Origin of the sequence: Glycomyces salinus, from assembly GCF_016428645.1 — a bacterium.
Classification (GTDB): domain Bacteria; phylum Actinomycetota; class Actinomycetes; order Mycobacteriales; family Micromonosporaceae; genus Glycomyces; species Glycomyces salinus.
This window is the reverse complement of record NZ_JAELXW010000008.1, coordinates 14,347-37,808: the sequence shown is the minus strand read 5'-3', so window position 1 is coordinate 37,808 and position 23,462 is coordinate 14,347. Positions and strand designations below refer to the sequence as shown.

General features: G+C 68.1%; 23 protein-coding genes. 15 read left to right on the top strand and 8 right to left on the bottom strand.

Translation table 11 applies throughout. The features are described from left to right. Positions 1 to 113: 113 nt before the first annotated feature. Positions 114 to 968, bottom strand: coding sequence for a hypothetical protein (locus tag JFB92_RS03305; RefSeq protein WP_199034878.1), 855 nt, complete (start codon positions 966 to 968; stop codon positions 114 to 116). A 356-nt stretch (positions 969 to 1,324) separates the two neighbouring features. Between JFB92_RS03305 and JFB92_RS03300 the strand changes: the two genes are divergently transcribed. The 6 genes from JFB92_RS03300 to JFB92_RS03275 all read left to right on the top strand — a co-directional run bounded on the left by JFB92_RS03300 (position 1,325) and on the right by JFB92_RS03275 (position 7,291). Further along, complete coding sequence (locus JFB92_RS03300) at positions 1,325 to 1,723, top strand: transposase (RefSeq protein WP_199034876.1); 399 nt, start codon at positions 1,325 to 1,327, stop codon at positions 1,721 to 1,723. Positions 1,724 to 2,143: 420 nt separating this feature from the next. After that, positions 2,144 to 3,502, top strand: a complete 1,359-nt coding sequence (locus JFB92_RS03295) for an ABC transporter substrate-binding protein (protein ID WP_199034874.1) — start codon at positions 2,144 to 2,146, stop codon at positions 3,500 to 3,502. A gap of 5 nt (positions 3,503 to 3,507) precedes the next feature. Next, positions 3,508 to 4,458 (top strand): carbohydrate ABC transporter permease, encoded by a 951-nt coding sequence (locus tag JFB92_RS03290; RefSeq protein WP_199034873.1) that lies wholly within the window; start codon positions 3,508 to 3,510, stop codon positions 4,456 to 4,458. Between the two features lie 3 nt (positions 4,459 to 4,461). Continuing rightward, positions 4,462 to 5,355 (top strand): carbohydrate ABC transporter permease, encoded by an 894-nt coding sequence (locus JFB92_RS03285; protein ID WP_199034872.1) that lies wholly within the window; start codon positions 4,462 to 4,464, stop codon positions 5,353 to 5,355. Next, a complete protein-coding gene (locus JFB92_RS03280; RefSeq protein WP_199034871.1) occupies positions 5,355 to 6,488 on the top strand; it encodes a zinc-dependent alcohol dehydrogenase family protein in 1,134 nt (377 codons plus the stop codon). Before JFB92_RS03285 ends, JFB92_RS03280 begins: the two co-directional genes overlap by 1 nt. Further along, positions 6,479 to 7,291 (top strand): DeoR/GlpR family DNA-binding transcription regulator, encoded by an 813-nt coding sequence (locus JFB92_RS03275; protein WP_199034870.1) that lies wholly within the window; start codon positions 6,479 to 6,481, stop codon positions 7,289 to 7,291. The genes JFB92_RS03280 and JFB92_RS03275 overlap by 10 nt, the downstream gene beginning before the upstream one ends. A 57-nt stretch (positions 7,292 to 7,348) precedes the next feature. On the opposite strand, the gene JFB92_RS03270 is transcribed toward JFB92_RS03275, so the two are convergent. The 3 genes from JFB92_RS03270 to JFB92_RS03260 all read right to left on the bottom strand — a co-directional run bounded on the left by JFB92_RS03270 (position 7,349) and on the right by JFB92_RS03260 (position 8,729). After that, complete coding sequence (locus JFB92_RS03270) at positions 7,349 to 7,609, bottom strand: hypothetical protein (RefSeq protein WP_199034869.1); 261 nt, start codon at positions 7,607 to 7,609, stop codon at positions 7,349 to 7,351. Between the two features lie 140 nt (positions 7,610 to 7,749). Next, positions 7,750 to 8,187 carry a VOC family protein gene (locus tag JFB92_RS03265; protein WP_199034868.1) on the bottom strand — a complete coding sequence of 146 codons (438 nt, stop codon included), beginning with the start codon at positions 8,185 to 8,187 and terminating at the stop codon, positions 7,750 to 7,752. Between the two features lie 8 nt (positions 8,188 to 8,195). Further along, positions 8,196 to 8,729 carry a cysteine dioxygenase family protein gene (locus JFB92_RS03260; protein ID WP_199034867.1) on the bottom strand — a complete coding sequence of 178 codons (534 nt, stop codon included), beginning with the start codon at positions 8,727 to 8,729 and terminating at the stop codon, positions 8,196 to 8,198. Between the two features lie 74 nt (positions 8,730 to 8,803). Here JFB92_RS03260 and JFB92_RS03255 point away from each other — a divergent pair, with 74 nt between their 5' ends. Then, complete coding sequence (locus tag JFB92_RS03255) at positions 8,804 to 9,670, top strand: LysR family transcriptional regulator (RefSeq protein ID WP_199034865.1); 867 nt, start codon at positions 8,804 to 8,806, stop codon at positions 9,668 to 9,670. A 45-nt stretch (positions 9,671 to 9,715) separates the two neighbouring features. After that, on the top strand, positions 9,716 to 10,510 hold the full coding sequence (locus JFB92_RS03250; RefSeq protein WP_199034863.1) for an SDR family NAD(P)-dependent oxidoreductase: 795 nt from the start codon (positions 9,716 to 9,718) through the stop codon (positions 10,508 to 10,510). A 44-nt stretch (positions 10,511 to 10,554) separates the two neighbouring features. Here the strand turns inward: JFB92_RS03250 and JFB92_RS03245 are convergent, their stop codons facing one another. The 3 genes from JFB92_RS03245 to JFB92_RS03235 are packed head-to-tail and all read right to left on the bottom strand — an operon-like array spanning position 10,555 to position 13,546. After that, entirely contained in the window at positions 10,555 to 11,652 is a 1,098-nt protein-coding gene (locus JFB92_RS03245) for a Gfo/Idh/MocA family protein (protein WP_199034858.1), read from the bottom strand. Beyond that, positions 11,625 to 12,326, bottom strand: coding sequence for a ThuA domain-containing protein (locus JFB92_RS03240; RefSeq protein WP_199034857.1), 702 nt, complete (start codon positions 12,324 to 12,326; stop codon positions 11,625 to 11,627). Before JFB92_RS03240 ends, JFB92_RS03245 begins: the two co-directional genes overlap by 28 nt. After that, positions 12,323 to 13,546, bottom strand: coding sequence for a Gfo/Idh/MocA family protein (locus JFB92_RS03235; RefSeq protein ID WP_199034856.1), 1,224 nt, complete (start codon positions 13,544 to 13,546; stop codon positions 12,323 to 12,325). The genes JFB92_RS03240 and JFB92_RS03235 overlap by 4 nt, the downstream gene beginning before the upstream one ends. 600 nt (positions 13,547 to 14,146) lie before the next feature. Between JFB92_RS03235 and JFB92_RS03230 the strand changes: the two genes are divergently transcribed. From JFB92_RS03230 to JFB92_RS03215, 4 genes are read left to right on the top strand one after another with little or no spacing between them, the layout of a single operon-like run. Beyond that, positions 14,147 to 15,802: an ABC transporter substrate-binding protein gene (locus tag JFB92_RS03230; protein WP_199034855.1), complete on the top strand. Its 1,656-nt coding sequence runs from the start codon at positions 14,147 to 14,149 to the stop codon at positions 15,800 to 15,802. A 52-nt stretch (positions 15,803 to 15,854) separates the two neighbouring features. Continuing rightward, the gene (locus JFB92_RS03225; RefSeq protein ID WP_199034849.1) at positions 15,855 to 16,865 is read left to right on the top strand and encodes an ABC transporter permease; all 1,011 of its coding nucleotides are present in this window, start codon (positions 15,855 to 15,857) and stop codon (positions 16,863 to 16,865) included. A 41-nt stretch (positions 16,866 to 16,906) separates the two neighbouring features. After that, a complete protein-coding gene (locus tag JFB92_RS03220) occupies positions 16,907 to 17,794 on the top strand; it encodes a carbohydrate ABC transporter permease (RefSeq protein WP_372451563.1) in 888 nt (295 codons plus the stop codon). Between the two features lie 5 nt (positions 17,795 to 17,799). Next, complete coding sequence (locus JFB92_RS03215; RefSeq protein ID WP_199034847.1) at positions 17,800 to 18,486, top strand: hypothetical protein; 687 nt, start codon at positions 17,800 to 17,802, stop codon at positions 18,484 to 18,486. Between the two features lie 11 nt (positions 18,487 to 18,497). On the opposite strand, the gene JFB92_RS03210 is transcribed toward JFB92_RS03215, so the two are convergent. Beyond that, complete coding sequence (locus JFB92_RS03210) at positions 18,498 to 19,541, bottom strand: LacI family DNA-binding transcriptional regulator (RefSeq protein ID WP_199034846.1); 1,044 nt, start codon at positions 19,539 to 19,541, stop codon at positions 18,498 to 18,500. Between the two features lie 203 nt (positions 19,542 to 19,744). On the opposite strand from JFB92_RS03210, the gene JFB92_RS03205 reads away from it, so the two are divergent. From JFB92_RS03205 to JFB92_RS03195, 3 genes are all read left to right on the top strand, one after another. Further along, positions 19,745 to 21,370: a GH39 family glycosyl hydrolase gene (locus JFB92_RS03205; protein ID WP_199034842.1), complete on the top strand. Its 1,626-nt coding sequence runs from the start codon at positions 19,745 to 19,747 to the stop codon at positions 21,368 to 21,370. Positions 21,371 to 21,473: 103 nt separating this feature from the next. Beyond that, a complete protein-coding gene (locus JFB92_RS03200; RefSeq protein WP_372451560.1) occupies positions 21,474 to 22,466 on the top strand; it encodes an ABC transporter permease in 993 nt (330 codons plus the stop codon). A gap of 14 nt (positions 22,467 to 22,480) precedes the next feature. Then, positions 22,481 to 23,440: a carbohydrate ABC transporter permease gene (locus JFB92_RS03195; protein WP_199034840.1), complete on the top strand. Its 960-nt coding sequence runs from the start codon at positions 22,481 to 22,483 to the stop codon at positions 23,438 to 23,440. The last annotated feature ends 22 nt before the right edge of the window (positions 23,441 to 23,462 follow it).

Here is a 23,462-nt window from a genome sequence, read left to right as displayed (position 1 = left end):
CACGCCCACCGGCCCGCCGCGGCTCGGCGCGTGGAGCAGGGCGCCGGGTCGCGGGACGGATGGATCAACCTAACCCGGGGCCACTCGGCTCCAGGTCCAGGTAGACCCGGTTCTCAGGTACAGTCCACCATCCTGTACTCGCTGTTGAACTCGTCGAATATCTCCTGAGCTCTCTGACCGGTTACGGCGTGGGCCTGTATGTCGTCGCATACCGTCCACGGGACCACGACGGTCTCGTATTCGCTCAGTTCGCGTGTCGCCGTGACCGAGAAGAACCCGGTGTCCTCGGGGGCGATCTGATCGGTGCGACGCTCGCCGTCGGCGAGGTACTCGATGGCGATCACCCATTCGCAGTACTGTTCGGCGGCGTTGACCGTGACGGTGAGGATCTGCTGCTCGCCCTGGTCCAGTGTGATCGTGGACCCCTCGGAGAACGGCGGAAGTCCTGACAGGTCCGGTGGCTCGAAGCCGAGCGGTGCGTCGGCGGGGATCTGCTTGAAACGCGTATCGTCGCCGTCGATCTCGGCGCCGAGTCCGAGCTTCTCCCCGGTGCCTTGGACGGTGTGCGGGAAATAGGTTCCGTTGAGCGGCTCCGAGCATTCGATCTGCGTCGGGTAGATGTCGGTGATCGTCACCATGTCGTCCCGCTTGCCTTCGAGCGCGATCTCCCACTGGCCCCAATTCGCGAACGTGCCGCCTTCGTCGGCGGCCCAGTTGGCCGAGGCGGGGTCTGAGTAGTCTTCGCCCCAGGTGAAGTCTTCGAGGTCGGCGTCGGTGAACGTATCCGGGAGCACGTGCCCGGTTTGATAAGGCGGAGGGTGCATCAGTTTGACGGTGTAGGGAAAGATCGGATCGTTCAACGCCTGATCGGCCGCGTCGCTGATGGCACCGGCGATGAATTGGTCGGAGAAGGTGAGGAATCCGCCGCCGAACACGGCCACGACGCCGCCGGCGACGAACATGGTCAAGGGCTTCTTGCAGAATTTCCCGACTCTGCGCCAGAACCCTGGGCGAGGCGGCTCCGAATGTGGGGGTATTCCGGGCCCGGGCAGGGTATGCGCCCTGCTCGCTCCGGGAATGTTGCGATAGTCGGGAGAGGGGTGACCGGCCATGAAGAATCCTATCGCCAGTGAGATCTCAACTCCCTGATTGTATCCGGCCGCGGTCCATCTCAGTTCTCTGTAGACGCCACGGTGCCGCGACTGATCAGCGCCCGCCTTGCCGCGTGGACTCGCCGTGTCGGGATCTGAGAATCCACTTTGACCGGAATGCGGAATTGGGCCCGCGCACCTGTCTCGCGGTCCCGGCACCGCCTCAAACAGCAGTGGACGAACCGGCGGATCCCGGACCTTCGGTCCGGGGGGCGACGATCTGGACCACCTGCCATCCCGCGAGCCTGACCCCGGGCCAGGCCGCCGAGCTCGACAAGACCTGCGACCGCTCACCGACTTTGCGGGTCACTCGCGAGCTCGCCGCCGACTTCGCGCAGATGCTGGTCGAACGCCGGGGCCGGGAACTAGAGACCTGGATCAAGGCCGCTCAGGCGAGCGGCATCGCTCCCTTGGCGAGCTTCGCGACCGGGTTGTACAAGGACTGGGACGCCGTCGTCGACGGACTCACCTTGCCCTACAGCTCCGGAGTGGTCGAAAGACATGTCAACCGCGTCGAGATGATCAAGCGGCAGATGGATGGCAGGGTCGGGTTCCACCTGCTGCGCAAGTGAATCCTCTGCCCCAGCTGAGCACTGCGATCACGAAGATTCCGCCAGAGCCGCTCGGCCTCTGCCGGGCATGACGTCGAGGTTCTCGAACGGCACGTTCGCGACGTGGGACCGGTGCAGGGACTTGAAGGTCGCCAGGTCCGGCCGCAGCGGGCCGTGGTGGCCGATCCGCTCGGCGTAGGCGTCGACGCCGAACCCCTCATGCCCCCCGTACTCCTACCAGGGTGGTTGTTCCATCGACCGCTTCCCAGGGCTGCTGATTTTCCATTTGAAGTGTTGTATATCACTCTAGTTAACTAGTAGTGTGTTAACAGAGGATCATTTTATGATAGATTCTTGAGTCTACCGGCTTCACAACTGCATATCCGCTCAAAGAATGGAGACGGCACGCTGTTCTGGCGTGTTGAGGACGAGGAGGTCCTGATGAAATCCCCTTCCATCAAGCAGCGTGCCCTCGTGGCCGGATCAGTGGCGGTGGTCCTTGCGGCCAGTGCCTGCTCCGGCGCGGGCGGCGGTGGGAACGGCGACGGCGAGTCGATCACCATCGCGACCGTAGCCAACCCGCAGATGCAGGACATCGAAGAGCTCTCCACCCACTTCGAGGAGGAGACCGGCATCGACGTCGAGTTCGTGGTCCTGCCCGAGAACGAACTGCGCGACCGGGTCACCCAGGACATCGCGACCGGGTCGGGCCAGTACGACATCGTCACCATCGGCACCTACGAGACGCCGATCTGGGCCGAGAACGAATGGCTGACCAACCTGGACGATTACGCCAGCGACCCCGACTACGACGTCGACGACCTGCTCACCCCGGTCCGCGAGGCGCTGACCTACGAGGACAGCCTGTACGCGGTGCCGTTCTACGGCGAGTCGTCGTTCCTGATGTACCGCACGGACCTGTTCGAGGCCGCCGGAGTCACCATGCCGGAGAACCCGACCTGGGACGAGGTCGCCGACCTGGCCGCCGAGCTCAACGACCCCGACAACGACGTGGCCGGTATCTGCCTGCGCGGCCTCGCCGGCTGGGGCGAGGTGCTCGCCCCGCTGAACACGGTGATCAACACCTTCGGGGGCCGCTGGTACGACGAGGACTGGAACGCCCAGCTGACGAGCTCCGAGACGGTCGAAGCCGTGCAGTTCTACGTGGACCTGGTCAGCGAGTACGGCGAGCCCGGCGCGGCCAACGCCGGGTTCAGCGAGTGCCTGACCGCGACCAGCCAGGGCAACGCGGCGATGTGGCTGGACGCCACGGTCGGCGCGAGCGTCCTGGAGGACCCCGAGTCCTCCGACGCGGCCGGGAACATGGGCTACGTGCCCGCGCCGGTCATGGAGACCGACTCCTCGGGCTGGCTGTGGGCCTGGTCCCTGGCGGTCCCGGAGACCTCGGAGTCCAAGGACGCGGCCTGGGAGTTCATGGCCTGGGCGACCGGCAAGGACTACATGCACCTGGTCGGCGAGGAACTGGGCTGGACGCGCGTCCCGCCGGGCAGCCGCGCCTCGACCTATGAGATCCCCGAGTACATGGAGGCCGCCGAGGCGTTCGCTCCGCAGACCCTGGAGGCGATCCAGAACGTCGACGTGAACCAGCCGGGCCTGTACGAGCAGAACTGGGCGGGCGTCCAGTACATCTCCATCCCGGAGTTCCAGGATCTCGGCACCCGTGTGGCCCAGGAGATCTCGGCGGCGATCGCCGGGAACCAGACGGTCGAGGAGGCCCTGGAGAAAGCCCAGGGCTACGCCGAGGAAGTGGCAGACGAGGGCGGATACAGGGACCAGTGAGGCCGATGACCGCCACTGAATCCCCGGTCGCGGCGCGAGAGCGCCGCGGCCCGGGGGCTCCGAAGAAGGAGCCCAAACTGCCCGTGGGCGAGCGGTGGAAGCGGCGGGGCCCGCTGCTGCCGGCGCTGCTGCTGGTGATCGTGCTGACGCAGTTGCCGTTCGCAGCGACGGTCTACTACAGCTTCCAGGACCGCAACCTGCTGCGCCCCGACGAGGCGGGCTTCGCCGGCTTCGCCAACTACGGGGCGGTGCTGGGCGACGCGCAGTTCCGCGGCGCCGTCTTCAACACCGTGTTCCTGACCGCGACCGTGGTGCTGCTGTCGATGATCCTCGGTATCGCGCTGGCGGTGCTGCTGGACCAGAAGTTCCTGGGCCGCAGCATCGTGCGGACGCTGCTGATCACGCCGTTCCTGGCGATGCCGGCCGCGGCGGCGCTGATCTGGAAGCACGCCATGCTGAACCCGGTCTACGGGGTCCTGAACTGGGCGCTGTCCCCGTTCGGGGTCGACCGGGTCGACTGGGTCTCGGAGCATCCGATGTTCTCGCTGGTGCTCATGCTGGTCTGGCAGTGGACGCCGTTCATGATGCTGATCGTGCTCGCCGGGCTCCAGAGCCAGAACCCGGAGCTGCTCGAGGCGGCCCGGATCGACGGGGCCGGGCCCGGCGCGATCTTCGTGCGGATCACGTTCCCGCAGCTGCGCCGGTTCATCGAGCTGGCGGTCCTGCTGGGCTCGATCTTCATCGTCCAGACCTTCGATCCGATCTACCTGATCACCCAGGGCGGCCCGGGCCAGGCGACCACGAACCTGCCGTACTTCATCTACCAGCGCACCTTCCGCGCATTCGAGGTCGGTGAGGCGGCCGCGGCCGGCGTCGTCGTCGTCGCGGGCACGATCGTGATCGCCATGTTCGCGCTGCGGGTGTTCGCGAGCATGTTCCGAGAGGAGGCGAGGTGAGCGATGCTGACCGAATCTGACACGACCAGCCCGCCGGGCACGGCCGCCGCGCCCGTGCGGCGCCGCGGCGCCGCGTACGCGTGGCGCCGCCGCCTGCACTCGACCTGGGTCGCGCTGCTGGCCTGGGCGGCGGCGCTGGTGTTCTTCTTCCCGGTGGCTTGGATGTTCGTCTCCGGGTTCAAACGGGAGGCCGACGCCTCGACCGACCCGCCCGCGTTCGTCTTCACACCCACCCTCGACCAGTTCGAGGCGATCCTCGGCCGCGACTTCACGCCGTTCCTGCTCAACTCCCTCATGGCCTCGATCGGGTCGACGATCCTGGTCATCGTCCTGGCCACCCCGGCCGCGTACGCGCTCTCGCTCGCGCCGGTCGGCCGATGGCGGGACTCGCTGTTCTTCTTCATCTCGACCCGGTTCATGCCGCCGGCCGCGATCATCCTGCCGCTCTACATCATCGCCAACAACGTCGGTGTGCTCGACAACGCCACCATGCTCTCGCTGGTCTACACGGCCATGAACCTGCCGATCGCCGTCTGGATGATCCGCTCGTTCCTGCTGGAGGTGCCGACGGCGGTGCTGGAGGCGGCCAAGGTCGACGGGGCGGGCTTCTTCACCGAGGTCCGCAAGATCATCCTGCCGATGATCGCGCCCGGCCTGGCGGCCACGGCGCTGATCTGCTTCATCTTCGCGTGGAACGAGTTCTTCTTCGCCGTCTCGCTGACCTCGACGCGGGCGGCGACCGTGCCGGTGTTCCTCACCGGGTTCATCACCAGCGAGGGCCTGTTCCTCGCCCGATTGTCCGCCGCCGCCACCATGGCCGCCTTCCCGGTGATCCTGGCCGGATGGATCGCCCAGAAGTGGCTCGTGCGCGGCCTGACCCTAGGAGCTGTCAAGTAATGCGAGCAGTCCTGATCGAAGCGCCCGGCGAGATCGCCACCGCCATCGTCGCCGACCCGGCGCCCGGTCCCGGCGAGGTCGTCATGTCCGTGGCGGGCGTCGGGGTGTGCGGCACGGACATCCACGTGCTCGACGGCGACCTGGAGGGCACGGTCTACCCGATCGTGCCCGGCCACGAGTTCGCCGGCACCGTCACCGCCGTCGGCCCCGGGGTCGACGACTTCGCCGTCGGCGACCGGGTCGCGGTCGACCCGAACCTGCCGTGCCGGACCTGCCACTACTGCAAGATCGGCCGCGGGAACCTGTGCGAGCGGTACAACGCCATCGGCGTCATCCGCTCCCCGGGCGCGACCGCCGAGTACTGCGCGGCCCCGGCCGCGAACTGCTACCGGCTGCCCGAGTGGGTCTCGCTCGACCACGCGCCGCTGATCGAGCCGCTCTCGTGCGCCGTCCACGGCTTCGACCTGCTGCCGGGACGGATCGGGGCGCATTACCTGGTCTACGGGGCCGGCACGATGGGCCTGATGATGGCCCAACTGGCCCGCTTCGCCGGGGCCGCGAGCGTGTCGGTGGTCGATCTGAACACCGACCGGCTGGCCGTGGCCGAGCGCCTGGCGGCCGACGCCACCGCCACCGCAGCCGACGAGTTGGACCGGCCCGAGGGCTGGGAGGTCGTCATCGACTGCACCGGCGCGGTCCCGGCGATCGAGGACGGTCTGACCCGGGTCCGCAAGGGCGGGACGTTCCAGGTCTTCGGGGTCGCCTCCGAATCGGCCACGGCGAACTTCTCGCCGTTCCGGGTCTACAAAGACGAGATCCACATCGTCGGCTCCATGGCAGTCCTCCACTCCTTCGGCCGTGCGGTCGACCTGCTGGCCAAGGGCGTGATCGACGCCGAAGCGATGACCAGCCACACCTTCGGACTCGACCAGTACACCAAAGCGATCGAGACCTTCCGCGCCGGCACCGGACGCAAACTCCAAATCCGACCGTTAACCGATGTGGAGGATGAAACACGTCGTAGACACGGCCGCCCGAGGTCCGAGTCCGCAGCCGCGGACTCGGCCTCGGGTAAGCTGGCGTTCACCGCCAACCGATGGAACGCCGAGAAGACGGAGGTCCGATGCCCGTGAAATCGCGGCCGTCCCAAGCGGTCGTCGAGGAGCGGCGCCAGGCCATTCTCAGCCGCGTCGCCGAGGCGGGGGAGATCCGCATCGCCGAGCTCGCCGACCATTTCAACGTCAGCCTCATGACGATGCACCGCGATCTCGACCGGCTGGCCTCCCGGAACCTGCTGCGGAAGGAACGCGGCCTGGCGGTGGCGTTCCCGATGCTCACCATGGAGACCGCGACCAGGTTCCGCGAAGGCGTCAACTTGGAGCTGAAGGCCGCGCTGTGCGCGGCGGCGGTCCGCTACATCAGCTCGGGCGAGACGATCCTGGTCGACGATTCCAGCACCGTCCTGCCGCTGGCGGCGGAGCTGCGCAAAGCCGGTACCGAGCACCTCTCGGTGGTCACCAACTCGCTCGGCGTGGCCGGGCGCATGGCCGAGGAGCTGCCGCGCGCCGACGTGACGCTCCTCGGCGGCCGCTTCCAGTCCGAGTTCAACTCCTGCACCGGTCCGGAGGTCACCCGGGTGCTCGCGCGGACCCATGTCGACGTGGTCCTGATGTCGGCCACCGCCGTCCTCGGCGGCAACCTCTACCATCCGGTGCGCGAGGTCGCCGAGATCAAGGAGGCCATGGTCGGATCCGGCTCCGAGGCCCTGCTGCTGATCGACCACACGAAGTTCGGAAAGGCCGCCACCCACATGCACGGGAGCGTGGCGGCCTTCCGGGCGGTCATCACCGACGCCGAGACTTCGACCGAAGAGATCTTCGCGCTCCGCGAGACCGGCGTGGCCGTCGACGTCATCGACCCGGGCCCGATCACTTGAGCGCGATGGCTCCGTTTCCGGTCGGGCGGAAACGAGGCGATCGCGCCGGTCTCGAGCTCAAGTCGTGGGGACGTACCACAGGGTGTAGACCCAGCGGCCGTCATTATTGCTCACGCCGCACGTGAAGGCGTGCCAGTTGTATCGGTGTGACAGCGTCCATCCCGTATCGATGCAGTCCGCTGAAGTGGGGTACGCGCCCCAATAGGTGAAGTCGTCCCAGTCGTGCGGGTGGGCTTGGGCGGCCGAGGGGACGAGGGCGCCGAGCGCGCCGAAGACGGCGATTCCCAGGGCGCAGACGGTCAAGCGCAGGCGTTTCATCGGCATGATCCTTTCGGTGGGGGTTTATGCCGATGGCAGGATACGACCGGCACCGCACGGATCCCGCATGAATTCCGCACGGCCGTCCGGAGTTCGCGCGCGCCGTGCCAGCGACGCGGGTGCGGCGGTTCGGTCCGGTTTCACTGGATCTCCTCCACCAGGCCGATGATGACCCCGGCCGGGCCCCGGGTGTAGACGTAGCGGTAGACGTCCTCGAACTGCGTCATCTCGCCCAGGCGTTCGGCGCCGTGCTGTCGCAGGCGTTCGAGGGTGTCGTCGACGTCGTCGACGACGAAGGTGAGGCGCGGGATGCCCGGGGTGCTCACCGGTTCCCATGGGGCGCTGCCGGTGGCCGGTGGGGTGCGGATCGTCGACAGTTCGACTCGGCCGTTGCCGTCCGGGGTGCGGAGCATGGCGATGTCGGCGCGGACGCCGTCCAGGGCGATGAGTTTGTCCACCCATTCGCCTTCCATCGACGCCTGGCCTTCCAGCTCCATGCCGAGTTCGACGAAGAACGCGATGGCGGCCGGGAGGTCTTCGACCACGATGCCGGTGTGGTCCAGTCGTTTCAGTGCCATGGGACGGGTCACCTCGATCCTTCGGTGTCGGCGGGCTCGTAGTAGCGGCGGGCGCTGCTGCCGACTCGGCCGAGGTCGGTGCCGTAGACGTGCAACGATATCGCGGTCTCGGTGCCGGTGTTGACGATCCGGTGGATGTCGCCGGGCGGTGCGAAGCCGGTGACCTCGCCGGGGTGGTTGTCGTTGAGGCCGATCGGGTTCAGGTGCTCGTCGTAGAGCTCCTCGTGTTCGATGCCCTGGATGACCCCGACGACGCACCAGGTGATGTGGTCGTGGATGCGGGTGGTCTGCCCCGGGCGCCAGATCACCGCGAGCATGGAGAAGCTTCCGTCCGGTTCGGTGTGCAGCAGGTGCCCGGTCGGGCCGTCTGGGTCCCCGAGCCGCTGTTCGGGGGTGAGGATTTCGGGGCCGGGCAGGTTCTCGCGGAGCTCATCGGCGACGAGGCGGGCCGCTCCGGCCCAGTCGGTGCGGACGCGGAGTGCCGAGCGGACCGCGGTGGTGGCTTCGGTGAGCGCGGGTGGCGTGCCGATCATGGTGGTCATGGCTTCAGGTTCCCCCGGATCGATCCATAAGTCCAATGCCAGTTTTCGCGTGAACCTATAGATAGAATCTATGCATGCTCGATATAGTGCGGCTCCGCGTCCTCGCGGCGGTCGCCGCGCACGGATCGGTCACCCGGGCCGCGAAGCACCTGCACTACTCGCAGCCCTCCGTCAGCCACCACCTCGCGCGCTTGGAGTCCGAGACCGGGGCGCGGCTGGTACAGCGCGTCGGCCGCGGCATCCGGCTCACCCCGGAGGGCGAGGCGCTGGCGCGGCGCGCCATCGAGATCATCGGCCGGGTCGACGCGGCCGAGGCCGAACTGGAGGCGATGGCGGGCCTGCGGGCCGGGCGGGTGCGCTTCGCGGGATTCCAGTCGGCGCTGACCTTGCTGGTCCCCGAAGCGGCGGCGGCGATGCGCCGCGACCACCCCGGCGTCGAACTGAGCCTGATCGAATGCCACCCCGAGGTCGCGCTGACCATGCTGCGCGCGGGCGAGATCGACGCCGCCGTCATCTTCCGCTACGACGACGACCTACCCGGCGATGTCAACGGCACCCACCTGTTCGACGACCCCATGCACCTGGTCAGCCTCCGGGCCGGTGAGACGCTGCTCGACCACCGCGCGTCGGCGTGGATCGCCGGCTGCACCCGCTGCCGGCGAGAGTTCCTGGACGCGTGCGGGGCCGCCGGGTTCACCCCCGAGATCGCCTACACCAGTGACGACATCATCGTCCAGCAGGCCCTGGTCGCGGCGGGCCTGGGCGTGACCACCAACCCCGGGCTCGCGCTCCGGACCCACCGGCGGGACGACATCGAGGCCACCCCGCTCACCCACTTCCGCAGACGCGTCCACCTGGTCACCTACGGCGAACCCCCCGACCCGCCTGCGACCGAGGCGTTCGTATCCGCGCTCCGGAACGCGGCCCGCCGCTACGCATGACCGGGACCTGAACGCGGCCGCTGCGCCGCTGGATAGGCTCGGCCGGTGAGTGAGGGACGGTCTGCATCTGCGCCGACGGCGCTCGTCACCGGGGCCGCTTCGGGTATCGGCGCGGCGTTCGCCAGGGTGTTGGCGGGGGAAGGCCACCGGCTGATCCTGGTCGACCGCGATGACGCGCGCCTGCGGAGCGTCGCGGGTGGGCTGGCCGTCGAATGCGAAGTGGTGGCGGCGGATCTGGCCTCCGAAGCCGATGTCGCCGCCTTGGAGGCGCGTTGCAGGGCCGTTGATCTTCTGGTGAACAACGCCGGATTCGGGCACCCCACGGGATTTCTCGACACGCCGGTCGAGGCCGAGGTCGCCATGCTCCGGCTGCACACCGAGACCGTGCTCCGCCTCGCTCTCGCCGCACTGCCCTCCATGATCGATCGCGGCCGCGGCGGCGTCATCAACACCGCTTCGGTCCTGGGTTTCTTTCCCAGCTCGACGTATTCGGCCACCAAGGCTTGGGTCATCAACTTCAGCCAGGCGGCGGCGCGAACGGCCCGAATCCACAATGTCGCGGTCACGGCGCTGTGCCCGGGCTTCACCCGCACGGGCTTCCACAGCAGCGCGCGCATGGACATGTCCAAGATCCCGCGCTTCATGTGGATGGACGCCGACGCCGTCGCCGCGGCGGCGCTGCGGGACTGGCACAAAGGCAAGGCCCTGAGCGTCCCCGGCTGGCAGTACAAGACGATCGCGGCGATCGGACGGCTGCTGCCGCAGAAACTGATCGGCCGCATCCTCTCCGGCGCCGCCACGCGGCCCGCCTCCACCCGGGCCGCCGCCGAAACCGATTGAGCCGGTGCCGCCGACCGCCGTGTCGTCGGTCGGCGGCGGAGTCCTCAACCGGTCCAGGCGCCGCGTTCGCTCAGCGGCACCAGGCTCGGGCGTTCGACGGAAGTGGTCATCTCGAGGCGCTTCCCGGCGGCCGCCGAGTCGAGCACCGCGGTCATCACCTCGAGGACGTGGAGCCCGAGGGCGCCGTCGGCCCGGGCCGGGCGATCCGGGTCGGCGCGCAGCATGTCGACGAGGCCGACACCGCGCCCGGCCTCCGCGTAACCGGCGCTGACCGGGAGCGCCACGCTGCCCTCCCGGCCGAGCGAGCGGAGCGTGACCTCGCCGTCGAAATGGTTCGGGTCGGGGACCGCGAGCGAGCCCTCGGTGCCCTGGACCTCGATCGGCGGCGCCTCGGTGGTCAGACCCTCGAAGCTCATCACGATCGTGCTCAGCGCGCCGCCGGCGTGTTCGAGGATGCCCGTCACGTGCGTGTCGACGGTGACCGGGATCCGCTCCCCGGCGCGCGGGCCGGAGCGGATGGTCCGGACGTCCCGGGACCGGCCGGCGGCGCCCGAGACCGAGACCACCGGGCCGAGCAGGTGCACCAGGGAGGTGACGTAGTACGGCCCCATGTCGAGCAGCGGCCCGCCGCCTTCGGCGTAGTAGAAGTCGGGGTTCGGGTGCCACAGCTCGTGGCCGGGGGCGATCATGGTGGCGGTCGCGGCCGTGGGCGTGCCGATGCGTCCGGCGTCCACGGCCTCCCTGGCCGTCTGGATTCCCGTGCCGAGCACGGTGTCGGGAGCGCATCCCACCGTCGCCCCGGCCGCCCTCGCGGCCTCGACCACGCGCTCGGCCTCGCCGAAGGTCGCGGCCAGCGGCTTCTCGCCGTATACGTGCTTGCCGGCCGCGATCGCCCGCAGCGCGATGTCGGCGTGCGCCGCCGGGATCGTGAGGTTGAGGACGGTGTCCACTCTGGGGTCGTCGACGAGCTGGTCGACCGTGACCGCCTCCGCGCCGGTCTCGGCGGCGACCTCGCGCGCCCGGGACTCGTTGAGGTCGGCGACGGCCACGATCTTGACCAGCGGGTGCGACTCGATCGTCGCCAGGTACTGGGCCGAGATCGCGCCCAGGCCGACTATGCCGATGCCGTGCGGGTCGCCCACAGCATTCCCCTCTCGATGATGGTGCGGACGCTTTCGTGCTGGAGGAGGTCGACGCTGTGGCCGGGGGTGGCCACAGCGATCCGCCCGTGCCCCCACCGGCGGGTCCAGACCGCCGGGGAGGTGATCGGCCGGTGCCACGGATGCCACGGCCGCACCGGGTGGGTGGTGGTGGCGAGGACGTCGATCAGGTCGTCGTGCAGGACCCAGTACTGCTCGGTGTCGAGCTCGAAGTCCTCGATGCCGCGGGTGACGGGGTGCTCGCGGCCCAGGTCGGTCATCTCGACGGTGTGGGGCAGGTAGTTGTCCTCCTGAGTGCCGCAGCACAGCTCCGGTTCCTTCGAGGGGTGGGTGGCGAACTGGCCGCCGATGAGCTGGAGGTAGTCGGAGGCGGCGCGGTAGGAGTCGGCGATCCCGCCGTGCCAGCCGACCATGCCGGTGCCCGCCGCGACCGCCTCGCGCAGGCCCCCCAGCTGCGGGCCGGAGATCTCGGACATGGTGACGCACTGGATGATCAGGTCGACCGCGCCGAGGTCCTCGCTGTAGGCGGCCGGGGACTCTTCGATGCGGACGGTGTAGCCGTTGTCCTTCAGGAACGGCAGGAACAGCTCGGTCGCCTCGACCGGCGCGTGCCCCTCCCATCCGCCTCGGACGATCAGCGCGTTCTTCTCGGTCATCGGGTCTCCTCGTCGATTTCGGTCCATCGCGACGCGTCCGCCGCGCTCGAGGCGACCGCTGCGAGTACTTTCTGGACTCCGAGCGCTTCGGCGAAGGTCGGAGAGGCGGACGTCCCCTGCGCGACGGCCGTGACGACGTCGACGGCCTGGTGGGTGAACAGGTGCTCGTAGCCGAGGCCGTGGCCGGTCGGCCACCAGTTGGGCGCGTACGGGTGCGCGGGGTCGGTGACCTGGATGCGGCGGAACCCTTCGGCCTCGTCGTCGGCCGCGGCGCCGTCGTAGTACTCCAGCTCGTTCATGCGCTCGAAGTCGAAGGCGATCGATCCGTGTTCGCCGTTGACCTCGATGCGGTTCGCGTTCCGGCGGCCGAGCGCCATCCGGGTCGCCTCGAAGACGCCGAGGGCGCCGTCCTCGAAGGAGGCGGTGAACGCGGCCGCGTCGTCGACGGTGACCTCGGCCAGGGGCGCGTCGGCCGACGCGGTGCCGCCGAGGCCGACCTGCTGGTCGAGGACGGGCCTGCGGGAGACGAAGGTCCGGAGGACCCCCGAGACGCCGGTGATCCGCTGCCCGGTGAGCCACTGCGCGGTGTCGATGCTGTGGGCGCCGATGTCGCCGAGGCTTCCCGAGCCGGCCCGGACCCTGTCGAGCCGCCAGGTCATCGGGGAGGCCGAGTCGCTGAGCCAGTCCTGGAGGTACTGCGCCCGCACGTGGCGGACGGCGCCCAGGCGTCCCTCTTGGACGAACCGGCGCGCGAGCGTGAGCGCCGGTGTCCGCCGGTAGCTGAAGCCGCAGAAGGAGAGCTGTCCCCGGTCGGCCGCCGATTCGGCGGCCCGGGCCATCCGCTGGGCGTCGGCGACCGTGTTCGCCAGGGGCTTCTCGCAGAGGACGTGCTTGCCCGCCTCGAGTGCGGCGACGGCGATCTCGGCGTGGGTGTCCCCGGGGGTGACGATGTCGACCAGGTCGATGTCGTCGCGCTCGATCACGCGGCGCCAGTCGCGGTCGTGGCCGCTCCATCCGAGCTTCGCGGCGGCGGCCTCGGTCCTGGCCGGGTCGCGCCCGGCGATGACGGCGAGTTCCGGTCTCAGCGGCAGGTCGAAGAATCTCGGTGCGGTCCGCCAGGCGTGCGAGTGCGCCCTGGCCATGAAGCCGGTGCCGATCATCGCGATCCGCAGTCGGGGCGAGTCAGGGTCGTCCGGCGCGGCCGGTGCAGTGTCAACCATGGGTGCTCACTTTCAGGTCTCCTCCTCGGACGCGAGCGCCGCCGCCGACCGGCGGCGCACGGTAACAATAGGCCGCCGTTCGGCGTGCCCCGATGACGAGCGAATCGGGGCAAGGCCGACTCGGCCGACCAGTGCGTCACGACTCCGATCGGTCAAGGATATGAAAATTTCCGGTCTTCCATCGAAAATACCGCATCGCACAATGCGCAAATCCGGCATGACCGCCGAGAGTCCGATGAATGGGACTGGATCCGCTGCCGACACTCCCGCCGAACCAAACGACGGATATCAAATTGTTATGGTCTCTGCCTGCGAAAAGTCCGTAAATCCCGGCAAGACCGACTTCGGGGCCGTGGCTTGGGTCGGGGTCTTTCGAAGCGGGCTTCGCGGTGCTCTGATCGCTCCCGCTGTCGCTGAGTTGGCCTTTCAGATTCATTGACATCATTGTCTGCTGCGACTAGGCTCTGGAAATTATCGGTAATGAAACCGAAAATTTCGGTCCGTGCGAGGGCGTGCCCACGCGCATCGGACCGGACGGTCGGGCTCATACGGACAACCTCAAAGAGGAGAGACATGTCAGATGTATTCCGGCGGACGCCAATGAGAGCGACGCGCCGCGGAGTCCTCGGCTACTCGATCGCCGCCTCCAGCGCACTCGCACTCGCGGCCTGCAGCGGCGACGGCGGCGACGGCGAGGTCGACATCGAAGGCCAGTCGACCGGCGCGATGGAGGACTTCACCGCGGACATGCAGTTCACCGCGACCGAGGCGTTCACCCTGCCGCTGCTGTGGACCGACTGGCCCGAGCTCCCGATCAAGGACTCGTGGCAGATCTTCGACGAGATCGAGAAGCGCACGAACGTGAAGTTCGATCTCACCAACGTCCCGTTCAGCGACGTCGAAGAGAAGCGAAGCCTCCTCATCAGCGCGGGCGACGCCCCCACCGTCATCCCGCTCATCTACACCGGCGACGAGAGCTCGTTCGTCTCCTCGGGCGCGATCCTCCCGATCAGCGACTACGTCGAGCATATGCCCAACTTCCAGAAGTACGTGGAGGAGTGGGACCTCGGTGACATGATCGAGAACCTCAAGCAGGCCGACGGCAAGTACTACATGGTGCCCGGCCTCCAAGAGGTCTCGGTGCCCGTCTTCACGCTCATCATCCGCAAGGACGTGTTCGACGCCGTCGGCGCGGGCGTCCCCGAGACCTGGGACGACATGCGCGAGGCGCTCCTCAAGATCAAGCAGGAGTACCCCGACTCCAGGCCCCTCGCCGACGGTTTCGAGTCCGCCTCGCTGCTGAACTTCGCCTCGCACGCTTGGGGCGCCCGGGCCGGGTGGGGCTTCGGCAACGGCATGGTGGACGACGGCTCCGGCGGCCTGGCTTACACTGCCGCGTCCGCCGAGTACAAGGAGATGGTCGAGTTCTTCCGCGGCCTGGTGGAGGACGGACTGGTCGACACCGAGTCCTTCACGGCCGACAACGACGGCAGCGGCGGCGGGAGCGTGGCCGAGAAGTTCGCGAACGAGACCGTGTTCGCCGCGTCCGGATCGGCCGGGACCGCGATCGAGTTCGAACAGGCCCTGGTCGAGACGGTCGGCGAGGGCAATTTCGAGGTGCTCCAGATCGCCCCGCCCGGAGGCCCGGCCGGCCAGCAGGTCGAGCCGCGCAACTTCTGGAACGGCTTCATGCTCAGCTCCGAGATCACCGAGTCCGAGCACTTCCTCGCGACGCTCCAGTTCCTCGACTGGCTCTACTACAACCCCGACGCCCGCGAAATGCTCCGCTGGGGCGTGCTCGACGAGACCTACACCAAGGACGCCGACGGCAACATCGAGATCGACCCGGATCACTCCCTGAAGGCGTTCAACATCAATCTGGACGGAACGACCGACATCCAGGAGGACCTCGGCTGGTCGAACAACGTGTTCGCCGACTCGACCGAGTCGCGGACGCTCAAGGAGTCGTACAACACCGAGTCCTTCGTGGCGTACATGGACACCGTGCTCTCCACCCGCACGCCGCGCGATCCGTACCCGCCGGCCCCGCTGGACGAGCTGGAGCTCGAGCGTGCGTCGCTGTTGGCCACACCGCTCCAGGACACGGTCGACACGAACACCCTGAAGTTCATCCTCGGCGAGCGCGACATCGCCGAATGGGACGACTACGTCTCCGAGCTCGAGGCCCAGGGCCTGGCCGACTACCTCGACCTCATCAACGGCGCACGCGAGCGTTTCGAGGAGGAGAACTCCTGATCGGCGGGCCGGGGCGGTCTCGCCCCGGCGACGCTGACGGGAGGGATTGGACATGTCCCTCACACAAGACGAGCAGACCCCGCGACCGGCGACCGGCGAGGCGGTCGCCGGCGTCTCGGCGGTGACGCCGACCGAACCGCGCCGGCTGGCCAAGCGGAAGCGCCAGACCTGGCGAGAGGCGATGCGGCGGGACTGGCAGCTTTACAGCCTCGCCGTCCTTCCCCTGATCTTCCTCGCGATCTTCAAGTACGGCCCCATGGTCGGGAATGTCATCGCGTTCCGGAGGTTCCGGCCCGGCGGGAGCATCTTCGGCGACGAGTGGGTCGGCCTGAGGTACATCGAGCTGTTCATCAACGACCCGACGTTCTGGCAGGTGTTCGCCAACACGGCGATATTGGGAGGGCTGACCCTCCTGGTCGGCTTCCCGCTCCCGATCGTGCTGGCGCTCATGCTGAACGAGGTCCGGAAGAAGTACTTCAAACGGATCGTGCAGTCGATTTCGTACCTGCCGCACTTCCTCTCGATCGTCATCATCGTCGGCATGGTCATGCAGATCCTGTCGTTGCAGGGCACGGTCAACCAGGTCATCGAGGCGTTCGGCGGGGAGGGCATTCCGTTCCTCCAGCGACCGGAGTGGTTCCGCGCGATCTACGTCGGGTCCGAGGTGTGGCAGACCGTCGGCTGGGGGACCATCCTCTACCTGGCGGCGCTCACCACGGTCGACGACTCGCTGTACGAGGCGGCGAAGATCGACGGTGCGGGCCGATGGCGGCAGACCTGGCACGTCACGGTTCCGGGCATCCGCCCGATGATGGTCACGCTCCTGATCCTCAACATCGGGATGTTCCTCCAGGTCGGCTTCGAAAAGGTGCTCCTGCTGTACAACCCGCTGACGTACGAGACGGCCGACGTCATATCGACCTACCTCTACCGGGTCGGCCTCGTGTCGAACAATCTCAGCTACGCGACGGCGATCGGCCTGTTCCAGGCGCTGATCGGATTGGTGATGGTGCTTTCCGCGAACCTGATCTCGCGGCGGATGGTGGGGACGAGCCTGTGGTGACCGAGACGAGTGCGAAGAACCCGACGAAGCCGACCGGCCGCGTGCCGCGAAAGCAGCAGGAGACGACCGGAAGGCGCGTCTTCGTCGCTGTCAACGCGACGTTGTTGGTCCTGCTGTGCGTGGTCATGCTCTACCCGTTCGTCACGGTGCTCGCCCAGTCGTTCAGCTCGGCGGGGGCGATCAACGCCGGCAAGGTGAACCTCCTCCCCGTCGACTTCAACGTCGACACCTACGCCGCCGTGATGTCCAACGGCACGTTCTGGCGCAACTACGGCAACACCGTGCTCTACACCGTGGTCGGGACGTCGATAGCCATGGCACTCACCACGACCTACGCCTACGTCCTGTCGAAGAAACACCTCAAGGGCCGGAACACCCTCATCGGGATCGCCGTGTTCACCATGTTCTTCAACGGCGGGCTCGTGCCGAACTACGTCCTGATCTCCTCGCTCGGCATGACGAACACCCTGTGGGCGATCGTGCTGCCCAACGCGGTGTCGGTGTTCAACCTCCTGGTCATGAAGTCGTTCTTCGAGCACCTTCCGAAGGACATCGAGGAGGCCGCTCAGATCGACGGGCTCGGCTGGTACGGCATCTTCGGCCGGATCGTGCTGCCCCTGTCGAAGGCGATGATCGCCACGATGGTGCTGTTCTACTCGGTCCAGTACTGGAACGACTGGTTTCTGGCGTTCCTCTACCTCGACAAGACCGAGCTGTTCCCTGTGACGCTGTTCCTGAGGAACCTCATCGCCGGGGCCTCCACCACGACGTCCGAGGGAGCGGCCGCCACCGGGTCGACGACCGCGCTGCTCTCCACGAACATCCAGGCGGTGACGATGATCCTCACCGTCATCCCCATCCTGTGCGTCTACCCGTTCGTGCAGCGCTACTTCGTCTCGGGCATCATGCTGGGGTCGGTGAAGGGATGACTCGCATGGAATCGGCGCGCTATGGCGAGATCGGCCCGGGGGTGCTCTCCCGGCTGACCGCCGCGGTCTACCGGTACCTCGTCCTCGGGGTCTTCCTGGCGGTCTCGGGCCTGCCGACCGTGGTGTTCTGGAGCCTGCTGTCGCCGCAGCCGGCGAACGCCGTGCTCTTCGTCGCGGCGCTCGCACCGGTCGCGCCCGCCCTCTCGGCGGCGCTGTACGCGCAGCGGGCGTGGGCGGCCGAGCCGGACCTCAAACCGGCCAAGCCTCTCGTGCGCGGGCTCCGGCTGAACACTCGGGACACGCTCGCCTGGTGGATCCCGATGCTCGCGCTCAACGCGGTGCTGGCGGTGAACATCCTGTTCGCCGACGCGGTCCCGGGAGGCGAGCTGCTGCGACCGGTGTGCGCGGTGCTGATGGCGGCGGCCGCGGTGTGGTCGGGCCACCTGCTCGTGGTCAGCTCGTTCTTCTCCTTCCGCTTCCGGGACGTCCTGCGCGTGGCGGCCGCGGAGTTCTTCCTCTCCTGGAAGGCGACCCTCGGCATCCTCGCGCTGCTGGTGGTCGCGACCGCCACCGTGCTGCTGAGTTCGGAGGCGCTCCTGCTCCTGCTCGGCTGGGTGTTCTGCGCCTGGCTGTGGGCGGCGGTGCGGCCGGTCGTCGCGGACGTCACCGAGCGGTTCACCGTCCGGGACTGAGCCCGCCCCGGTCAGGCGGCCGGGGCGGGGCCGGTCGAGTCGCGGATGCTGAGGGTAGTCGCCAGTTGGACGTGCCGGGACGCGGGCTGGGTGCCGTCGGCCATGCCGAGCACGGTCTCGACGGCCATCCGGCCCATGCCCGCCAGCGGCTGCCGGACCGAGGTGAGACTCGGGGAGGTCCACTCTGTCTGCGGCGTGTCGTCGAACCCGGTGACGGACAGCCGGCCCGGGACGTCCACGCCGCATTCCTTCGCCGCGGCGAGGACCCCGATGGCGATCTCGTCGTTGCCGGCGACGACCGCGGTCGGCGGGGCGTCGAGCGCGAGCAGGTCGCGGCCGTGGCCGTGTCCGGCCTCGACCGAGAACGCGCCGTGGCGGACCATCGCCGGGTCCGGGGCGAGCCCGGCGGCGTCGAGCGCGGCCTGGTACCCGTGGAAGCGCTCGGTCGAGGGCGCGGACGCCTGCGGGCCGCCCACCCAGGCGATCCTGCGGTGGCCGAGGCCGATCACGTGCTCGGTCGCCGAGCGCCCGCCCGCCCAGTTGGTCGAGCCGATGCTGACCGCGCGCGATTCGGTGGTGTCGATCGGGTCGATCGTCACCACCGGCAGCTCCAGGTCCTTCGCGGCGTCGAGCACCGGATCGGGGACGGCGACGGCGAGCTCGATGATGCCGACCGCGCCCGACGCCTGGAGCTCGGCGAGCCAGGCGTGGGCGGTCTCGGGACCGGAGCCGATCAGCTGCTCGGGCGGCAGCCGGAGGAGGAGTTCGGCGTCGGCGGAGTTCGCGGCGAGGAGTATCCCTTGGAGGACCGTCCCGGCGTAGCGCGACTCCACGAAGTCGAGCACGGTGACCAGGGCCCGGTTCCGCATCCGCTCCTGCCGCACCGTCGTCGGCCTGTAGCCGATCTCGTTGATGACCCGGAGCACGTGGTCCCTGGTGCCGTCCGCGACGTCGCCGCGCCGGTTGAGCACTTTCGAGGCGGTCGCCGGCGAGACCCCGGCCGCCCGCGCGACGTCCGCCAAGGTGACTCTCTCGGGCTGGGATCGCCGACCCATCACGGTTCCCTCCATTGAGTTCGAAATATTTTCGAGCCTAGCACAGCCTCGAATTCGCTCAATTCCGGCGGTTCTCAGCACGCCATGTTCGCTATTGACAGCGCTTGATGTCGAGCGGTAGCCTGAATTTCCTTCGAATAGTTTTCGAAATGTTTTCGAAGCGTTCCGCAGGATCGACGAAACGAAATGAGGCCATGACAGGCATGCGCACGTTCGAAACCCGAATCCGCATCGACGGCGAGTCCCCCGCGGAGAAGGCCCTGCCGCACGTCTGGAGCGAATGCGCCGGCGCCGGAAGGGCGAACGAGGCACTGCGCGCCGACTGGCAGCGGCAGTTCGCCGAAGCGGTCGACACCCTCGGATTCCGCTACATCCGCTTCCACGGCCTCTTCCACGACGACATGTTCGTCTACCGCGGGACCTACGGCAGCGGCTTCGGCCCGGACACCCGACTGGAGACCCCGGTCCACACCTTCGGCTACATCGACAAGGTCTTCGACTTCATCCTGGAGGCCGGAGCCCGCCCCTTCGTCGAACTCGGCTTCATGCCCCGCGAACTCGCCACGCAGACCGAGACCCTGTTCTGGTGGCGCGCGCACTGCAGTCCCCCCAAGGACATGGACCGCTGGACCGAGCTGGTCACGCGGACCGTGGAGCACTGGATCGACCGCTACGGCCTCGCCGAGGTCCGCAACTGGCGATTCGAGGTCTGGAACGAACCGAACCTGGTGCCGCACTTCTGGACCGGAACGAAGACCGAGTACTTCGAGCTCTACGAGCAGACCGTGGAGGCCATCAAGCGGGTCGACCCCGAGCTGCCCGTCGGCGGCCCCTCCACCAGCGTCTTCGTCCCCGACGACCGCTACAAGGGCGAATTCGAGGACCGCTCCAAGACCCACGAGACGGCCGAGGCCGAAGACGTGGACGCGCTCGACTGGAGGCCGGTGTGGATCGAGGACTTCCTCGCCTGGTGCGAGGAGCGGGCACTCCCGGTCGACTTCCTCACGACCCACCTGTACCCGACCGACTACGCGTTCGACTCAAGCGGCGAGGGCGTGCACATCTCCCGCTACGCCGACGCGACCCTCGACGACCTGACCCTCCTGCGGAAACTCGTCGCCGACAGCGCCTACCCCGACGCCGAGATCCACATAACCGAGTGGTCGACGACCCCCTCCTCCCGCGACCGCATGCACGACACCGTGTTCGCGGCCGCCTCCATCACCCGCTCCTACCTCCAGTGCGCCGCGCTCGCCGACTCGATCTCATACTGGGCCTTCACCGACGTGTTCGAGGAGGGCGGCGCCGGCATCGGACCGTTCCACGGAGGATTCGGCCTGGTGAACGAGGCCGGCATCCACAAGCCCACGTTCCACGCGCTCAAGATGCTCCACCGCCTCGGCGACCGGCTGCTCCTCAGCACGCCCCACGGGGCCGTGACCCGCGACAGCCAGACCTCGGCGGTGTCGGCGGTGTTCTTCAACTACCCCGACGACATGGGCACCAAGGCGATCGGCTCGGCCGACTCGTACGAGGCGACGCGCGCCCTCGCCGACCTCGGGCCGAGCCGCCGCATCCGGCACTCCATCGGCGGGCTCGAACCGGGCACGGCGTTCGTCGCGGAGATCCTGGACTGGGAGCACGGCAACCCCGCCGAAGCCTGGTACGGGCTCGGAAGCCCCATCAACCCGTCCCGCGAACAGAGCCGGTACCTGAGCGAGGTGGCCGACGCGCTCGGGCGGTACACGCTGACCGTGCCCGAATCCGGCGTGCTCGAACTCGACGTCGAACTCCAGCCGTGGGCGGTGATGTCCCTGACCCAGATCTGACCGTCCCGGCCACCGGGCGTCGACGGGGCCGGGCGCCCCCGATGCCGACGACATCCACGAACCCGGATCGCAAAGGAGCGAACGTGAGCGTATTGAACGGGGAATGCGGCCTCACGGCGCGCGGCTCGACAGGGGCGGCGCCGTGAGCGCGGCAGTCCAGACCCCGAGCGCCGCCGCCTTCCGCGAACGCCGCCGACGGACCCGAAGACGGAACCTGCGCCGGCACTGGCAGCTCTACCTGCTGCTCATCCTGCCCGTCGCCTACTTCGTCGTGTTCCACTACATCCCGATGGCGAACAACGTGATCGCCTTCAAGGAATACAACATCGTCGACGGGATCTGGGGCAGCCCCTGGGCCGGCTTCGCCAACTTCGAACGGTTCTTCGCCAACCCGGTCGCCTGGGACCTCATCCGCAACACCCTGGTGCTGAGCGTCTACGGCTTCCTGGCCGGGTTCCCCGTGCCCGTCATCCTCGCCCTGGCCCTCAACGAGGTGCGGCTGCGCTTCTTCAAGCGCACCGTCCAGATGGTCACCTACGCCCCGCACTTCATCTCCACGGTCATCGTCGTCTCGATGATCATCCTCATCTTCTCGCCCCGGATCGGCTTCATGGCCGACCTCCTCGGCTTCTTCGGCATGAGCGGCAACCTCCTGGGCGACCCCGACTCGTTCCGGCACGTCTACGTCTGGAGCGACGTGTGGCAGACCGCCGGGTACTCGGCGATCATCTACATGGCCGCGCTCGCGGGCATCGACCCGAGCCTGTACGAGGCCGCCCGGCTCGACGGCGCCAGCCGCCTGCGGAAGATCTGGCACGTCGACCTGCCCGGCATCGCGCCCACGGTCGTGGTGGTGATGATCCTCAGCGTCGGCAACATCATGGCGATCGGATTCGAGAAGGCGTTCCTGCTCCAGAACCCGCTCAACCTCTCGACCTCGGAGATCATCCCGACCTACACCTACAAGATCGGCCTGCTCAACGCCGACTTCAGCCTCGCGGCCGCGGTCGGGCTGTTCAACTCCGTCATCAACCTCGTCCTGCTCCTGGCCGTCAACACCGTCTCCAAGCGCGTGACCGGCAACGGACTGTGGTGAAGGGAGCGCATGCAATGACCCTCAAGACCGCGACGACGCCGGCGCACGAGTCCGACCCGGAGCCGGGACGCAACAAGCCGAAGCGCCACCGCGCCGCGCAGGTCCAGGAGACCCGCGTCGACCGGATCTTCATGGTCGGCGTCTACATCCTCCTGACGACCTTCCTGCTCATCGTGCTGGTCCCGCTCATCAACATCCTGGCCAGCTCCTTCTCCAGCCCCGCGGCGGTCTCGGGCGGGCGGGTGCTCCTGTGGCCGGTGGACTTCACCCTCATCGGATACGAAGCGGTGCTGAGCAACCAGGCCATCCTCACCGGCTTCGGCAACTCCCTGTTCTACGCCGGGGTGGGCACGGCCGTCAGCGTCGCCCTCACGGTGATGATCGCCTACCCGCTCTCCCGCAGCGACCTGGTCGGGCGGCGATTCCTCATCGGCGGCGTCCTGTTCACCATGCTGTTCAGCGGCGGCCTGATCCCCACCTACATGGTCGTGCGGTCCCTCGGCCTGCTGGACACCAGGTGGGCGCTGATCCTCCCCACCGCGATCGGGGCCTGGCAGGTGCTGATCGCGATGACGTTCTTCCGATCGACCATCCCCGGGGAACTGCACGAGGCGGCCCAGCTCGACGGCGCCTCTGACCTCCGCTTCCTGTGGTCGGTGGTGCTGCCGCTGTCGAAGCCGCTGCTGGCGGTCATCGCGCTCATGTACGGCATCGCCCAGTGGAACTCCTACTTCAACGCCCTGATCTACCTGCGCAGCGAGGAACTCTATCCACTGCAACTGGTGCTGCGGAACATCCTGATCGTCAACAACACCGCGGGGACGAACATCGCGGACCAACTGGCGGCCGAGCAGATGGCCGACCTGATGAAGTTCGCGCTCATCGTCGTCTCGACCGTGCCCGTCCTGCTCGTCTACCCGTTCGTGGCGCGGCACTTCAACAAGGGAGTGATGCTCGGCTCAGTGAAGGGCTAGCCGCGCCCCTGCCCAACCCGAT

Bases quoted from the DNA above. Each gene is read 5' to 3' on its own strand.
- JFB92_RS03210 (WP_199034846.1), bottom strand. From the start codon at position 19,541: ATGGGTCGGCGATCCCAGCCCGAGAGAGTCACCTTGGCGGACGTCGCG.
- JFB92_RS03275 (WP_199034870.1), top strand. From the start codon at position 6,479: ATGCCCGTGAAATCGCGGCCGTCCCAAGCGGTCGTCGAGGAGCGGCGC.
- JFB92_RS03280 (WP_199034871.1), top strand. From the start codon at position 5,355: ATGCGAGCAGTCCTGATCGAAGCGCCCGGCGAGATCGCCACCGCCATC.
- JFB92_RS03265 (WP_199034868.1), bottom strand. From the start codon at position 8,187: ATGGCACTGAAACGACTGGACCACACCGGCATCGTGGTCGAAGACCTC.
- JFB92_RS03235 (WP_199034856.1), bottom strand. From the start codon at position 13,546: ATGGTTGACACTGCACCGGCCGCGCCGGACGACCCTGACTCGCCCCGA.
- JFB92_RS03295 (WP_199034874.1), top strand. From the start codon at position 2,144: ATGAAATCCCCTTCCATCAAGCAGCGTGCCCTCGTGGCCGGATCAGTG.
- JFB92_RS03240 (WP_199034857.1), bottom strand. From the start codon at position 12,326: ATGACCGAGAAGAACGCGCTGATCGTCCGAGGCGGATGGGAGGGGCAC.
- JFB92_RS03215 (WP_199034847.1), top strand. From the start codon at position 17,800: ATGGAATCGGCGCGCTATGGCGAGATCGGCCCGGGGGTGCTCTCCCGG.
- JFB92_RS03290 (WP_199034873.1), top strand. From the start codon at position 3,508: ATGACCGCCACTGAATCCCCGGTCGCGGCGCGAGAGCGCCGCGGCCCG.
- JFB92_RS03230 (WP_199034855.1), top strand. From the start codon at position 14,147: ATGAGAGCGACGCGCCGCGGAGTCCTCGGCTACTCGATCGCCGCCTCC.
- JFB92_RS03270 (WP_199034869.1), bottom strand. From the start codon at position 7,609: ATGAAACGCCTGCGCTTGACCGTCTGCGCCCTGGGAATCGCCGTCTTC.
- JFB92_RS03285 (WP_199034872.1), top strand. From the start codon at position 4,462: ATGCTGACCGAATCTGACACGACCAGCCCGCCGGGCACGGCCGCCGCG.
- JFB92_RS03255 (WP_199034865.1), top strand. From the start codon at position 8,804: ATGCTCGATATAGTGCGGCTCCGCGTCCTCGCGGCGGTCGCCGCGCAC.
- JFB92_RS03200 (WP_372451560.1), top strand. From the start codon at position 21,474: ATGCGGCCTCACGGCGCGCGGCTCGACAGGGGCGGCGCCGTGAGCGCG.
- JFB92_RS03205 (WP_199034842.1), top strand. From the start codon at position 19,745: ATGCGCACGTTCGAAACCCGAATCCGCATCGACGGCGAGTCCCCCGCG.
- JFB92_RS03195 (WP_199034840.1), top strand. From the start codon at position 22,481: ATGACCCTCAAGACCGCGACGACGCCGGCGCACGAGTCCGACCCGGAG.
- JFB92_RS03260 (WP_199034867.1), bottom strand. From the start codon at position 8,729: ATGACCACCATGATCGGCACGCCACCCGCGCTCACCGAAGCCACCACC.
- JFB92_RS03225 (WP_199034849.1), top strand. From the start codon at position 15,855: ATGTCCCTCACACAAGACGAGCAGACCCCGCGACCGGCGACCGGCGAG.